The sequence below is a fragment of the Mesobacillus jeotgali genome, from assembly GCF_900166585.1.
Lineage (GTDB): Bacteria > Bacillota > Bacilli > Bacillales > Cytobacillaceae > Mesobacillus > Mesobacillus jeotgali_A.
In genome coordinates, this window is sequence record NZ_FVZC01000008.1 from 63,214 (window position 1) to 77,203 (window position 13,990).

12 protein-coding genes and 1 riboswitch are annotated in these 13,990 nt (G+C 36.0%); of the genes, 9 read left to right on the top strand and 3 right to left on the bottom strand.

The window, feature by feature from the left end; genetic code table 11:
• Positions 1–241 precede the first annotated feature (241 nt).
• Positions 242–1,990: a DUF262 domain-containing protein gene (locus B5X77_RS05665; protein ID WP_079506027.1), complete on the top strand. Its 1,749-nt coding sequence runs from the start codon at positions 242–244 to the stop codon at positions 1,988–1,990.
• 340 nt (positions 1,991–2,330) lie between these two features.
• On the opposite strand, the gene B5X77_RS05670 is transcribed toward B5X77_RS05665, so the two are convergent.
• Positions 2,331–2,609, bottom strand: a complete 279-nt coding sequence (locus tag B5X77_RS05670; RefSeq protein WP_079506029.1) for a hypothetical protein — start codon at positions 2,607–2,609, stop codon at positions 2,331–2,333.
• A gap of 591 nt (positions 2,610–3,200) precedes the next feature.
• Between B5X77_RS05670 and B5X77_RS05675 the strand changes: the two genes are divergently transcribed.
• Together B5X77_RS05675 and B5X77_RS05680 are read left to right on the top strand one after the other, a co-directional pair.
• Entirely contained in the window at positions 3,201–3,863 is a 663-nt protein-coding gene (locus tag B5X77_RS05675; RefSeq protein WP_079506031.1) for a hypothetical protein, read from the top strand.
• A gap of 456 nt (positions 3,864–4,319) precedes the next feature.
• Complete coding sequence (locus B5X77_RS05680; protein ID WP_257391774.1) at positions 4,320–4,706, top strand: GNAT family N-acetyltransferase; 387 nt, start codon at positions 4,320–4,322, stop codon at positions 4,704–4,706.
• Between the two features lie 229 nt (positions 4,707–4,935).
• Here the strand turns inward: B5X77_RS05680 and B5X77_RS05685 are convergent, their stop codons facing one another.
• Positions 4,936–5,538: a TetR/AcrR family transcriptional regulator gene (locus tag B5X77_RS05685; RefSeq protein ID WP_079506033.1), complete on the bottom strand. Its 603-nt coding sequence runs from the start codon at positions 5,536–5,538 to the stop codon at positions 4,936–4,938.
• A 200-nt stretch (positions 5,539–5,738) separates the two neighbouring features.
• On the opposite strand from B5X77_RS05685, the gene B5X77_RS05690 reads away from it, so the two are divergent.
• The 4 genes from B5X77_RS05690 (at position 5,739) to B5X77_RS05705 (ending at position 9,288) form a co-directional block, all read left to right on the top strand.
• On the top strand, positions 5,739–6,476 hold the full coding sequence (locus B5X77_RS05690; RefSeq protein WP_079506035.1) for an SDR family NAD(P)-dependent oxidoreductase: 738 nt from the start codon (positions 5,739–5,741) through the stop codon (positions 6,474–6,476).
• A 71-nt stretch (positions 6,477–6,547) separates the two neighbouring features.
• Positions 6,548–7,321, top strand: a complete 774-nt coding sequence (locus tag B5X77_RS05695; protein WP_079506037.1) for an SDR family NAD(P)-dependent oxidoreductase — start codon at positions 6,548–6,550, stop codon at positions 7,319–7,321.
• A gap of 330 nt (positions 7,322–7,651) precedes the next feature.
• Positions 7,652–8,500 (top strand): MBL fold metallo-hydrolase, encoded by an 849-nt coding sequence (locus tag B5X77_RS05700; RefSeq protein WP_079506039.1) that lies wholly within the window; start codon positions 7,652–7,654, stop codon positions 8,498–8,500.
• Between the two features lie 182 nt (positions 8,501–8,682).
• Positions 8,683–9,288, top strand: coding sequence for a prolyl hydroxylase family protein (locus tag B5X77_RS05705; RefSeq protein WP_079506041.1), 606 nt, complete (start codon positions 8,683–8,685; stop codon positions 9,286–9,288).
• 152 nt (positions 9,289–9,440) lie between these two features.
• On the opposite strand, the gene B5X77_RS05710 is transcribed toward B5X77_RS05705, so the two are convergent.
• On the bottom strand, positions 9,441–10,958 hold the full coding sequence (locus B5X77_RS05710; protein WP_079506043.1) for a PxKF domain-containing protein: 1,518 nt from the start codon (positions 10,956–10,958) through the stop codon (positions 9,441–9,443).
• 23 nt (positions 10,959–10,981) lie between these two features.
• Positions 10,982–11,065, bottom strand: a riboswitch (cyclic di-GMP riboswitch).
• A 433-nt stretch (positions 11,066–11,498) separates the two neighbouring features.
• On the opposite strand from B5X77_RS05710, the gene B5X77_RS05715 reads away from it, so the two are divergent.
• Positions 11,499–12,068, top strand: coding sequence for a hypothetical protein (locus tag B5X77_RS05715; RefSeq protein ID WP_079506045.1), 570 nt, complete (start codon positions 11,499–11,501; stop codon positions 12,066–12,068).
• A 329-nt stretch (positions 12,069–12,397) separates the two neighbouring features.
• A complete protein-coding gene (locus B5X77_RS05720) occupies positions 12,398–13,981 on the top strand; it encodes a malate:quinone oxidoreductase (RefSeq protein ID WP_079506047.1) in 1,584 nt (527 codons plus the stop codon).
• Positions 13,982–13,990 lie beyond the last annotated feature (9 nt).

Consider the following 13,990-nt stretch of genomic DNA (forward strand, 5'->3'; position numbering starts at 1 on the left):
GTGGATGAATGTCGATTATCCAGATAAATGTTGCACGGTACATAAAAAATCTTGTTCATATGTCTTATCTAGGGAAACCACAACTAAAGGAATTGAACGCAATTTAAAGGATGGTGGATGGTATCAATTCGAATCCATAAGTGATGCCGAAAACAACCATAGAAATTTTTATGGTCAACTAAGATACAAAAAATGTAAAAAGTGTTTCTAACATCTGGAGATTTAGAAAGGGGATAGAAAAATGGCGTTTCAAACAGCTCTCACAATTAGAGAAGTTATAGAAAACATTCATCGAAAAAAATATATTCTGCCAGCTATACAACGTGAATTCGTATGGGATACAGACCAAATTGAACGACTATTCGACTCATTGATGCAAGGTTATCCTGTAGGTTCATTTCTCTTTTGGTATGTAAATAAAGAAAAAAGTAAGGAATTTCAATTTTACGAGTTTATAAGAGAATATCATGAAAGAGATAACCGTCATAACCCCAATGCAAGTATTAGTGGTGAAGAGGATATTATAGCTATATTGGACGGTCAGCAACGTTTGACCTCGATGTATATTGGTTTAAAGGGGAGTTACGCATACAAACTTCCAAGAATGCGTAGAGAAAACCCTTTAGCATACCCTAAACAACAACTTTATGTTGATCTATTAGCACCTTCAGAAGAATTTGATACCGTATATGATTTTAGGTTCTTGACAGAAGAAGTAGCTGATGATGATAATGCAAATAATCTTGCTTACTGGTATAAGGTTTCCGATATTTTAGATATTAGGGATCAATATGAAGTGAATCAGTATCTCATAGAAAATGGGCTAAGTTCGATTGAAAAAGAAAAGGCTTTGTTTGCTAACCAGACACTTTTTAAACTTTACAAAGCTATTAATGAAACACCGAGTATAAATTACTATTTGGAAAAAGAACAGAAACTCGATAAAGTTTTAAATATCTTTATTCGTGTAAACAGTGGTGGAACAGCATTAAGCTATTCAGACTTACTACTCTCAATTGCAACTGCTCAATGGAAGAATAAAGATGCCCGAAAAGAAATCACTGAATTTGTAGACGAAATAAATCAGATTGGCGATGGATTTAACTTTAACAAGGATTTTGTATTGAAATCATGTTTAGTGCTTTGTGATTTCAGTGATATTGCATTTAAGGTTGATAATTTTGATTCAGAAACAATGCAGAAGATTGAGCAGAATTGGGATAATGTAAAAAAAGCTATTCGGTTAGCTGTAAGTCTTGTATCCAACTTTGGGTATAATCAAGAAACCTTAACATCTAATAATGCAATAATCCCAATTGCTTATTATTTATTGAAAATAGGATTACCACATAATTACGTTCAATCTTCTTCTTATAATAGTGACAGGCAGCGAATACATAAGTGGCTAATTCTTGCTTTATTGAAAAGAGTGTTTAGCGGACAGCCTGACAATGTTTTGAGACCATTAAGAAAAATTATACTAACTAACCATACTGAATTCCCGCTTAATGCTATTATTGATGAGTTTAAAGGTAGTACTAAATCTTTTTCGTTTAATGATGATGAGATTAGCAACTTGCTTACATATCAATATGGTCAGAAGCATACGTTCTCTGTGTTAGCATTACTTTATCCCACTTTAGATTTTAGAAACAAATTTCATCTTGATCACATATTTGCGAAAAGTTTATTTACAAAGAAAAAATTATCTAATAATGGTGTACCAGATGATAAACAAGATATTTTCATTAGTGAATGTAATTCAATAGTCAATCTACAACTTCTTGAAGGTATTCCAAATCAACAAAAGTCAAATTTGATGTTTGATGAATGGATAGTAAAAACGTACCCAGATCAAAATAAGAGAACAGATTATATGGATAAACACTATATACCAAACACAGGTTTAAATCTTTTAGACTTTGATAGTTTTATTGAAAAGCGTAGTGATTTAATCTTTAACAAGTTGAAATCCATTTTAACTGTTTAAATATTGTAGAATGCCTTCTGAATTTTGATGAAGGGATTATATGTGGGGAATTTTGAAGATTATTACAGACAAAAGAATGTACCACCTTTGCCATGCTTTGTACTATCAGATGATTTCAGCTTGCTGTCAAAGCATTTAGCTGTAGTAAAACTTTAGAAATATTAGTTAAAAATCCTAATTCTCTCATTTCTTTTGAGGAATTGGATTATGAATTTTCGCAATCGCGGCAAATTGTGGAAGACCATCTTCTATGCAATAAATAAATATTAGTGTTTCGTAGTTCTTAAACCAAGACAAATAGATACCCTTCCGACCGCACTGGTCGAGAGGGTATCTATGTTTATAGAGCATCTTCCAATTCTTTTTCAGTATACCCAAACATGTAATCTTCATCTTTTCCGTGTGAAGCCCAAATCTCTGCAGCTTCGTAAACGCTTAAAGATTCATCATTATCATCGTCGTCATCATCTAAACCATAGTTGCAATGTGTACAGTACGGATCACTATATTCATATTTTTTAGTTAATGACTCTCCACAACGTGGACATGGTGGGGTATCACCAGTATATGCATTCTCTTCTTCCGAACTTTTCCCTTTAAAGAAATCAAATATTCCCATACTGACTTCCTCCTTTGTTATATAACTTAACATTAAATGGCTGGGGTTTTTTCTGGTTTGTTAAATTATACCACGTTTAAAGTCTGAATATATACACAAATTCGAATGGTCTTACCGTACAGAAAACAATGATTATCGTTTGATAGTTAATGCTATGATAGAGGTGGTAGATATCAATGGATTAATCAGGATAAATAATAGAAGAATGTATAGCAAGTTTACCGTTTGAATTGGCACGGTGAACCGTATCATAAGTAAATGAGGTTTAACAAAATGCCTCTCCTTAAGATTGGGAGAGGCTGGAATAAAAATTATAGGAATGGTATTCAGTATGATAAGTTAAATCGATTGACTATTATAGGAATTCTATTAAACTAAAATTAGTTCTTGACGCGAGTTTTTCTCAAAATATTCTTTTTATCATTTTTACTTCGCATTTCTTATTTTGCCGCTTACAATCCTCTAATTGACGTCATAATAATCCGCTTTTTTTCGCTAGCATCTACCACTTTTGATTTTTATATTTTTCAATAATTATTTAAATAAATATGTCTATGTTGTTAAATGTTTTTATTGATAGGAGAGGGATGTATGGGATTTGAAGATGAATATCAGGTCTTTTTAAATGCTCATTTACAAGCAAGAACGGGTGAAAGGCTGCGGCGCCTACAAGAGGGTCACAAACAGGCTGAAAAGTTGTTCTTGAAGCAAGTGTGGTGGCCACTATTTTACCAATTCAAGTATCTTCATCCTGAATATGAAATTGATGATTACAAGGATGGCAAAAGGTATTTGGATTTTGCATATATTCGCCCCGGCATTCGGATTAGCCTAGAGGTCGACGGTTATGGTCCTCACCTAAAGAATATCAGCAGATGGCAATTCTCCGATAACCTAGAACGTCAAAACCAGCTGGTGATTGATAGATGGACAGTGATCCGCTTTTCTTTTGACCAAGTGAAAGACAATCCCCGTAGATGCCAACAGGTTGTTCAGCAAGTGATAGGCCGATGGCTGGGTGATGAGCTGGACCAGTCATCTCTGTCCTTTCTTGAAAAGGAAGTGCTTCGGCTGGTGATTCGAAAAGGAGAAAACATAAACCCAACAGAAGTCGAGAAATATTTAAAGCTTAGTGACAAGACTGTTAAAAAAATACTATCTCAACTAGTCGAAAAAAAGATGCTGATCCCCGCTTCTGGAACCAAGAGAATCCGTTCTTATCGGTTAGGCGATCGAGTTAATGAACCGGTCTGATTATTAGACGGAAGAATTCCGCTTAATTAGTAATTCTCATAAAAAATCGCTGAGATAGACGGAGAAATTCCACTTATTGGCTCGAAAAACGTGAAAATGTGGTATTTTACTTTGCATAACCGGAAAATCTCCCCTTACTTTCCTCGAAACGGGTTCCCTTCTATATTTAGCCGGATAATCTCCGTTTATTTTTTTCATGATGGGTTCATACATCATAAGGAAGAGAGATGAGAACCTTACTAGGAACCGAATCATAAATAAATGTGTTTTATAATATAGTCTGGTGAAATCATAGTGGTAATGATTAGACCAATCTTTCAAATAGACTATCCTTCAGGAAAAAAAGTATTTTATGAATATACGTCTGAAAAATATTATGAAATACATATAGAACGAAAAGATAATGGTTGAAATTTCTCGTTAACTGAAGATAGATTTGCGGTTCCATTTGTAAAGATATACGAAGAAGAAATTTTCGAAGCGTATAAGGAAGGTTCGGAATTTTATTTGGCGGAGTTTAATGAAGAAGAAGCCGCTATTATGGTAATACAACATATGGAGTGGAATAATACATTATTAATTCATGATCTATATGTACTTAATCGATTTAAGAAAAATGGGATTGGTGGAAGCTTAATTGAAGTTGCTAAGAAAAGAGCAATTGAGTTAGTCGTCAGAGCGATTTACTTAGAAACACAAACATCGAATTATCCAGCCATCCAGTTTTATTTAAAAAATGTTTTTGAATTAATTGGGTTTAATTCTATCTCTTATTCAAATGAAGATGTTAAAAATAAAGAAGCACAGGTAGAAATGGGCTATACATTAAAAATCCTCACTTAGACATATTACGAAGAACCGTATCATAAATAGAGGCAATTTTTTTTGAATAATGATTGTATATGAATCTTTCTATTACAGAAAATAAATAAGCTGGCCAAAACATCTCATCATGTGTGATTAATTGGCCAGCTTAATAGTATAGTTAACGTATACAATATAGCAAATTGTCCTTTCACTTTCTTCATTCTTCTTTATAAAATTGCTCCCCTGTCCTGATAAGACATCAAACTTATTTTCCTCTATATTCAAACGAGTATATATGTGTTTTCGCTAAATCAATTACTTCTTTGATAAACTCCTCTTGAGATTCTTTAAAATTCATTGTAATCCAATTCAGAATGAGGCCGTAAAAGCCGTAGGCTGTATAGCGTTTAAAATAATCCATATTTACTGGGATGTTGTTTATTGTTTTGAAAATAAATTGATCCCTATAGATGTTTAAGATAGATTGCGGAAATCTCGTATGTAATCCTGGTAAAGTATCATTGTATTTAATGAGTTCAAAAAAATTTCGGTGCTTATATATGTAGGAAACGAGATTAAAGGATGGGGCGTGCAGATTTGTTGTATATACTTTTTGTCCAGGTACATATGGTTTTCCTACTGAATCCTCTAATCCTTGAAGCATAGAATCGAGAACATCTTCAGCTAATTCGATTTTATCTTGGTAATGGATATAAAAGGTACTGCGATTATAAGATGCATAATTTACAATATCTTTTACAGAAAGAGAATGATATCCTTTCTCCTTTATGAGGTGAACTAATGCTTGTTTTAAATGTTCTTTTGTCCGATTTCGTTGTTTAGAAGACGTGCTTTGTTCATCACTCATGAAAAAAAACCTCCCTGGAAATAGACAAATCTTCCTATAGTGTCTACTAGATAGACACTTTTTAAAATCTTAATGATTGTTATATGTGAACAAAATAGTACAATTTAATTGTGAACAAAATAGCACAAAATTTAGCTAAGTATATCAATTTTAGTGGAAATTTGATAGTGCTATTTAAATTATACAGGGGGGTATCGATCATGGGGAAATTACAAAACAAAGTAGCTGTGATTACTGGTGGAGCATCTGGTATCGGTGCTGCGACAGCACGTTTATTCGTTTCAGAAGGGGCTAAAGTTGTTCTCGTTGATTTAAATGAAGAAAAAGGAAAAGCTTTTGAAGAGGAATTGAAAGCGCTTAACGCTGAAGCTCTATTTGTTAAAGCGAATATTACTAGTGAAGAAGAGGTAATCAATGTCTTTAAACAAGCAGTAGAAACTTTCGGCAGAGTAGATGTTGTATTCAACAATGCTGGTATCGGGCGCGTTCATCCCTCACATGATTTAGAGTACTCTGAATGGCGTAACACAGTAAATGTTGACTTAGATGGGGTATTTCTAGTAGCTCGCGAAGCTATCCGTGAGATGTTAAAAACAGGTGGAGGTACTATTGTTAATACTGCATCTATGTACGGTTTGGTTGGTTCACCTGGATCAGCAGCCTATAATGCAGCAAAGGGCGGTGTGATTAACTTAACACGTTCACTTGCACTAGAATACGCAGAGCAAAAGATTCGTATTAATGCATTATGCCCTGGGTTCATTGATACACCAATTATTCCAGAAGAAAGTAAACAAGCATTATCTGCAATTACTCCGATGAAACGTCTTGGTAAAGCAGAAGAGATGGCAAAGGCAGTACTTTTCATGGCCAGCGATGATTCTTCTTTCATGACTGGAAACAGCCTAATTATTGACGGCGGTTATACAGCACAATAATCCTATAATAGTAATCGAATTCAAATAACGAACAGATATATCTGAATTTATACCCCTGGAGGGATTTTGGAATGGGCAAATTTGATGGAAAAGTAGTAGTAATTACAGGTGCAGCCGGCGGTATTGGAAAAGCAACTGCAAAGAAATTAGCTGAGCAAGGAGCGAAACTTGCATTAGTGGATTTAAATTTAGAGGCAGTCGAACAAGTGGTATCAGAAATAGGTCTTGATGATTCAAGAGCGATTGCTCTTCAGGCAAACGTCGCAAAAGAAGAGGATGTCAAGGCGTATGTTGAGGCAACGATTGAAAAGTTTGGCAGAATTGACGGCTTCTTCAACAACGCAGGGATAGAAGGAATTACCGCAAACGTAGAAGATTATCCAACTGACACATTTGATTTAGTTTTGAATGTGAATGTTAAGGGTGCATTCCTTGGGCTAAAATACATTGTTCCTGTAATGAAAAAGCAAGGGGCTGGCAGTATTGTAAATACTGCATCTGGTGCCGGTTTAATTAGATCACCGGGGTTTGTTGGCTACAATAGTTCCAAACATGCAGTAATTGGCATGACCAAAGTAGTTGCATTAGAAGCAGCTCCATTTGGTGTTAGAGTGAACGTAGTGGCGCCTGGAGTAATCAATACACGTATGATGCGTCAAATTGAAAAAAATACGGTTCCTGAGGATGCTGAAGGAGCTAGAAAAGCATTTGGGTCTGCAGTACCAATGGGAAGATACGGAGAAGCAGAAGAAGTGGCAAATGTAGCAATTTTCTTGTTATCAGATGACGCTTCATATGTTTCACAATCTATCTATACAGTTGATGGCGGCCAAATCAACCAGTAATGCAAGTGTATGGATCTTCTGTTTCAAGAAGATCTTTCTCTGTATTTAAAGATGCCATTATTAGAGGTGATACAGATTACTGTGTCACCTTTTTTATTACAAAAACCGCCGTATAAAAAGGGGAGGTCAACTGTAAGTAAAAGTTTAGAACATATAGTTGATTACCGCAAATGGGCTAGGAAAAACCTTCAGTGGGGATCGAAGCGCAGGAGAGTTATATAAAAGTTTCGAGCAGAGGTGGACTTTATTTTGATATTGCATGGAAAGCCTGCCATAATGAGAAAAAACCGCTATTCGAATTAAATATGTAAAGAAAGTAGGCAAATTCTTATGCATTCCATTAACAAAATCGGCAGGAGTTTTTGGTATATCACTCCAGTATCGGTGACTGACCGGCCAATACTAGGAATGGTAGTAGGCTTAAATAAGACATTAATGATTGATGCAGGCAACTCGGAAGAACATGCCAATTATTTTCTGTCAGAGCTTTTAAAAAGGGGAGTTCCTAATCCTGATCTGGTTGTTCTTACTCATTGGCATTGGGATCATATTTTTGGGCTTTCCGCATTCTCTAATATAGTTTCTATAGCTTCCAAAAAAACGAAACAAGAAATGGAGAAGCTAATCCCGCTTTCGTGGTCAGATGAAGCATTAGATGCACGAGTGAAAGAGGGATCGGAAATTGAATTTTGTGCGAATGCAATCAAGGAGGAATATACCGAACACCGAGATATCTCAATAGTATTGCCGGATTTAACTTTTGAAAAACGAGTGGAAATTGACCTTGGTGGGGTAACTTGCTTCTTACAACACGTAGGTGGGGATCACGCTGCAGATTCAGTAATCGTTTATATTAAAGAAGAAAAAATTCTCTTTCTAGGTGACTGTATTTATCCAGATATTTTTTCCAGAAAACAAAACTACACAATCAAGGAAACGCTGCGGTTATTAGATGAATTAGAAGCATTTGACGCAGATACATACATACTTTCACATCAAAAGGCAATTTCAAAAGAAGAATTCAATAAGGAAGCTGCTATGCTTAGATCTATTGCAAAATATACAGATATTTGCAGCGGAGATAAACAAAAAATAATGGAGAAGTACGAAAAGTCCGTAAAAAGGGAACTTACAGAAGACGAAAGAGAAACAATCGCCGACTTTGTAAATGGTTATTAAATATTGGTTCGATTTGTGATGTTTTTATTCTGTGATCCTAAGTTGAGTGCTATATCTTTAATATTGAATAAGAGAGCAGGATTTATGCTGCTCTCTTTTTTATTGAGTTATAAAGTAAATGTACATAAAACGCTTCCATTACATAAGTTAAGGATAGATTAATGACAATAGAGGTGAATATAATGCAGGAGCCTAGTTTTATATACCACGAAAAAGCCCCCTTTATAGCCTGTTATGAAAATGTAGCAAACCAGAAGGAATGTAAAGAGCTCATAGACTTAGCTAAAGGAAAACTTCAACCGTCAGCTGTTGTTGGAGATTCAAATAAAAAATTATCCAGCTCACGGAAGTCAGAACAAGCTTGGATACACCATAATATTAACGAAAATGTTCTACAAATATCTGAGCGGATTGCTTCCATTGTTGGGAAGCCGCTTAACCATGCTGAGAAGCTGCAAGTTGTAGGATATCAACCTGGTGGTAAGTTTAATGCACATTTTGATACTTTTCAATCTTCTAGCCAACTAGGGAGAGAGTACTTACTTAAGGGAGGACAACGAATCTATACAGCCATTCTCTATTTAAATAGTGTGAAGGCTGGAGGCGAGACTTTCTTTCCTGCCCTTTCTCTCGAGATTTCCCCAATCCAGGGAAACTTATTGGTTTTTGAAAACTTCAGTAGAGTAACTGATCAAGTATATTTAATTGCCAAGCATGGATCCCGCCCATTAATAGAGGGAGAAAAGTGGATTGCGACCTTATGGTTTCGAGAAAAACCACAATATTGAATTTAAGCTGCTTTAAAGTAGAAACGGCCTGATATTTTTTAATTATCGGATAGGAGTTAAAGAGAATGGCAGATATCTATTCTTAATCGAATCGGAGTGGCAATTTAAAAAGGAATCAATCATGGACGGATCGATTCCTTTTTAAAGGTGTATTATTTTAGGCTCATTTTAACTGTATAAGCTGTTTTGTCATCAAGTTTGACTGTAATCAAATAAGTACCAGTTGATAACCCCTTAGTACTTAGGTTATAGATATATTGATTTGCTGCAGGATCATACCTGAATTCATTTCCTGTATTAGCTGTGCTAGTCACAATGGACTCAGTGACCGTACCTTGTACAGATTCGTTAACTTTTGCGATAGAAATAGAGGCATTAGCACTTGATACATAAGCTCCACTGAAATCTGTTAATTGGAACTTCACAGGCACGGTGCTGCCAGCTTTAAAGATGCTGGATCCATTGCTGTTTATTGGTTGTAAAACACCACCGAAATTGTATTCCACGGTATAGGTAAATTCTTGTGTTTCGATATTTCCAGCATTATCTGTTGCCGTTAATTCTACAATATGAGTACCAGGTTTTGATGTATCAATGGTACCACTAGTATTTTCAACTCCTGATAACGAATCAGATGCTGACCAACTTACCTTTTCATTCAGTTTGAAAGTGCCTTTTGCAGGTAAACTAATTTCCGGCTCAGTTTTATCAATTTTAATACCATTTACTGAAATAGAGGAAGAATTCCCGGCAAAATCAGTTGCAGTGCCTGTTGCAGATTGGTTTTCTCCTTCTGTGCTAAGTGTAACTGGCTGTGTATATTTTTCTACACCTGATAAATAATCATCTGCCTCAAATTTTACAATTACATCCCTATTATACCAACCATTTTCATTTGGTTCTGTAGTTGCCTTTCCTGTAATTGTAGGAGCAGTCTTATCGAGTTTAATTGTAATGGGAGCGGAAGTACCTAAATTCCCAGCTTTATCATATGCTGTTCCGGTAATACCTTCATGAACTCCATCAACTTCAAATGTTCTAGGGGAACTTATTGTACTTTCATTAACCCCAGATCCCCCTTCTTCATCCACAGCAGAGAAGTTAACTGTAACATTTTCGTTATACCAGCTATGAGTGTTTGCAACTTTATCAGGGGTAGCAGTGACCACTGGAGCTGTTGTATCTTGTACCTGTTTCTTGGTAACGACAAAAGTAATGGTGTCAGAATAATCATCTCCTAGCTTTGCTCCTTGTTGATTGTTATTAGTGTAGGAGAAATTATCCTTATTAAATTTAAATGTATATGTTCCTGGTCCTAATTTAGGATCAACTTGAATGGTTGCTGGAACACTTTTAGAACGTACATCGGCAGTTAGTTTTACTGTATCGGTATTGCTAGAAGAAAAAGTTCCGTTTGCATCTAATGTAAACAATGTAGGTAAACTAACGTCAGCATCAGTCACACTGCCATTTGAACTGACAATAAGGTTGAAAGATTGAGTTTCTCCTTGTTCAACATATACATTTGCCGATGAGGCAACGAATTCAGATGTAACGACAAGCTCCCCTGCTAAGGCAAAACCTGCTGGCACAAGGCCTGAGATAGCCAATGCAGTAACTGCGCTCAGGGCTTTCTTACTTAGTACATTTCTAAAACTAATTTTTTTCATTGTTTTCTCTCCTCTTAATAAGTAATTAAGAGGGCCGGTTACACTACTAGCTCCTTATAGCCCAAGTGTCCAGGTAAAGGCTATATATCGACGCTTCCCTGATAAAGCTGGATAAAAGTTTATTTAAACAGCTTTTATTTTTGATGTTTTGATATATTCCGTGGCCACTTTAATATATCGTACATCGTTCTTTAGAACTATTATAAATTAAACAATAGTTGATTGAAACCATTTCCATTCGACAAATACTAAATAATTATCGACATAAAGTCCCGAAATTTTGCTGATTTTTTCAGAGAAAAATTTATATGCCGTCCGACAAAAAACAGAATGTTTATCAAAATATAGAGGGAAAGGTTAATAGCTCTGCGCAATTAGAATCTTATCAATCACAGGGAAACTAGAAGAACCTCACACTTCAAAGCTGGGTTTTTAATTTCAATAGTGGAGACTTTATGTCACTGTCTGTATATAAAAAGTAAGTTATGTAGAGACTTGATAAAAGAAATCATGGATACCAATGGCAAGGGGGTTTCTTTTATGGACTATAAAGAATATTGGAAGCAAATATATAGAGAAAATGATGAATTAAGTCAGTTAGTATATTCATATTGGAAACAATACTCAGATCTGGGGAATTGGCAGTTTTGGCTAGTCCTTGCGTTCTTCTTGCTGCCATTAATTTTTTTATATTTTGTAATTGACCGGAAAAGAATATTTGAAATCTTTTTCTTTGGTTATACGGTCCATATCCTTTGGACCTACATAAACCAGGCTCTGGCCAATTACAATTACTTTATCCATACATATTTTCTATCGCCATTTTTCCCACCCGCACTCAGTATGACAGCTTCTGCGCTGCCAGTAGGATTTTTACTTTTATATCAATATTGTACTAAGAATAAAAAGAATTTTTATATTTATGTTTTATTGCTCAGTGCCGTATTTGCTTTTGGCTTTGCGACGATTGAAGAATACATAGGTTTAGTAGAGATGAGAAAAGGCATGAATCAGCTTTATGTCTTTTTCATCGACGTGATCATTGCATATATTTCTTATTGGTTTACAAAGTTGATCCTCAAAATTAAAGATAGGGGTATACTGGGGTAATTTGATACCTTTTTAAAGGCTGAACTTAGCTAGTATATAGGTTCAGCCTTTAACAAGGCATTTTGATTAATGAGGCTTATTTTACTTTGAAAAATAACCTTCAGCTATTATGAAAGAGTATATAAAGTAATGATTAATTATTAAAACAGGTAGTCACAAAGAGTTTTAAAGTAACTTTTTATAAGGCAAGAATTTCACATAAGCAGGTGGAATAAAAATCCATTTAAGCCCGTGGGAAGACTTCACACTTTTTTACAGTGGCAAAATAGTTTATAATTATCAGTAAATAGTAGATATTTTAATCATTAAGTCCTTATAATAGATATGTTATGGTTTTAACAGAGGCGGAAACGGTGTGCTCCCTTGCAATCCAGCGGAGCACTTACTCAAATATACGGACAAGGAAGGGTATAATGAGCAACGTACAGAAAGCAACAGACGTTATCTTAATAGGTGCTGGAGTCATGAGTGCGACGTTGGGATCATTGCTGAAAGAGTTAGCGCCAGAATGGGAAATCAAAGTATTTGAACAACTAGCTTCACCAGGTGAAGAGAGCTCCAATGAATGGAACAATGCAGGAACCGGCCACGCTGCTCTTTGTGAGCTGAACTATACACCTGAAAAACCGGACGGAACAATTGATATTAAAAAGGCCATTAACGTCAATGAACAGTTTCAGGTTTCAAGACAATTTTGGTCACATCTAGTAAAAAGCAATTTAATCCGTAATCCTCAGGACTTTATCAGGCCTCTGCCACATATGAGTTTAGTAGAAGGGGAAAAAGATGTAAGCTTTTTGAAAAAACGATTTAAAGCGCTTTCAGTTATCCCTATGTTTGAAGGGATGGAATATACCGAAGATCCTCAGAAACTGAAGGAGTGGATTCCTTTAGTCATGGAAGGCCGCACATCAACTGAACCGATTGCTGCCACAAAAATAGACTCGGGAACAGATGTTAACTTTGGAGCTTTAACCAGGATGTTGTTTGAGCATCTTGAAAACAAAAATGTTGAGATTAACTATAGGAATAGTGTAAAAGATATCAAACGTGATAGCGATGGTTCATGGGATGTCAAGGTTAAAAATCTTGATAGCGGTAAAGTCGAACACCATAAGGCTAAATTCATCTTTATCGGTGGTGGTGGCGGAAGCTTGCCATTGCTGCAAAAAACCGGCATTCCAGAATCCAAGCAGATTGGCGGGTTCCCAGTAAGCGGCTTGTTTATGGTCTGCAACAATCCCGAAGTAGTGGAGCAGCATCATGCAAAAGTCTATGGAAAAGCCAAGGTGGGCGCTCCTCCTATGTCTGTGCCCCATCTGGATACAAGATTCATCGATAACAAAAAGTCATTGTTATTTGGACCATTTGCAGGCTTTACACCTAAGTTCTTGAAGACAGGGTCTAATCTGGATTTGATTGGTTCTGTAAAACCTAGCAATGTCATTACGATGCTGGCTGCGGGCATGAAGGAAATGGCCTTGACGAAGTATCTGATCGAACAAGTAATGCTTTCCCATGAAAAACGCATGGAAGAATTGCGTGAATTCATTCCAAATGCGAAAAGTGAAGATTGGAGTATCGTAGTGGCTGGGCAACGTGTACAAGTCATTAAAGACACGGAATCCGGCAAAGGCACACTCCAATTTGGCACCGAAGTAGTAAGCGCTTCAGATGGGTCAGTAGCAGCATTGCTCGGCGCATCTCCAGGTGCATCCACTGCCGTAAATGTCATGCTTGAAGTTTTGGAAAAATGCTTTCCAGAGAAAATGTTTGAATGGAAAGATAAAATCAAAGAAATGGTTCCTTCCTATGGCGTCTCTCTAGTGGATAACCCGGAACTTTTCCATGAAATCCATGAGTCCACAGCGAAGACATTAGGATTGAGCGGAAAAGAGAGAGTTTATAGCTGATTCTTTGGT

Bases quoted from the DNA above. Each gene is read 5' to 3' on its own strand.
- B5X77_RS05665 (WP_079506027.1), top strand. From the start codon at position 242: ATGGCGTTTCAAACAGCTCTCACAATTAGAGAAGTTATAGAAAACATT.
- B5X77_RS05670 (WP_079506029.1), bottom strand. From the start codon at position 2,609: ATGGGAATATTTGATTTCTTTAAAGGGAAAAGTTCGGAAGAAGAGAAT.
- B5X77_RS05675 (WP_079506031.1), top strand. From the start codon at position 3,201: ATGGGATTTGAAGATGAATATCAGGTCTTTTTAAATGCTCATTTACAA.
- B5X77_RS05685 (WP_079506033.1), bottom strand. From the start codon at position 5,538: ATGAGTGATGAACAAAGCACGTCTTCTAAACAACGAAATCGGACAAAA.
- B5X77_RS05690 (WP_079506035.1), top strand. From the start codon at position 5,739: ATGGGGAAATTACAAAACAAAGTAGCTGTGATTACTGGTGGAGCATCT.
- B5X77_RS05695 (WP_079506037.1), top strand. From the start codon at position 6,548: ATGGGCAAATTTGATGGAAAAGTAGTAGTAATTACAGGTGCAGCCGGC.
- B5X77_RS05700 (WP_079506039.1), top strand. From the start codon at position 7,652: ATGCATTCCATTAACAAAATCGGCAGGAGTTTTTGGTATATCACTCCA.
- B5X77_RS05705 (WP_079506041.1), top strand. From the start codon at position 8,683: ATGCAGGAGCCTAGTTTTATATACCACGAAAAAGCCCCCTTTATAGCC.
- B5X77_RS05710 (WP_079506043.1), bottom strand. From the start codon at position 10,958: ATGAAAAAAATTAGTTTTAGAAATGTACTAAGTAAGAAAGCCCTGAGC.
- B5X77_RS05715 (WP_079506045.1), top strand. From the start codon at position 11,499: ATGGACTATAAAGAATATTGGAAGCAAATATATAGAGAAAATGATGAA.
- B5X77_RS05720 (WP_079506047.1), top strand. From the start codon at position 12,398: ATGGTTTTAACAGAGGCGGAAACGGTGTGCTCCCTTGCAATCCAGCGG.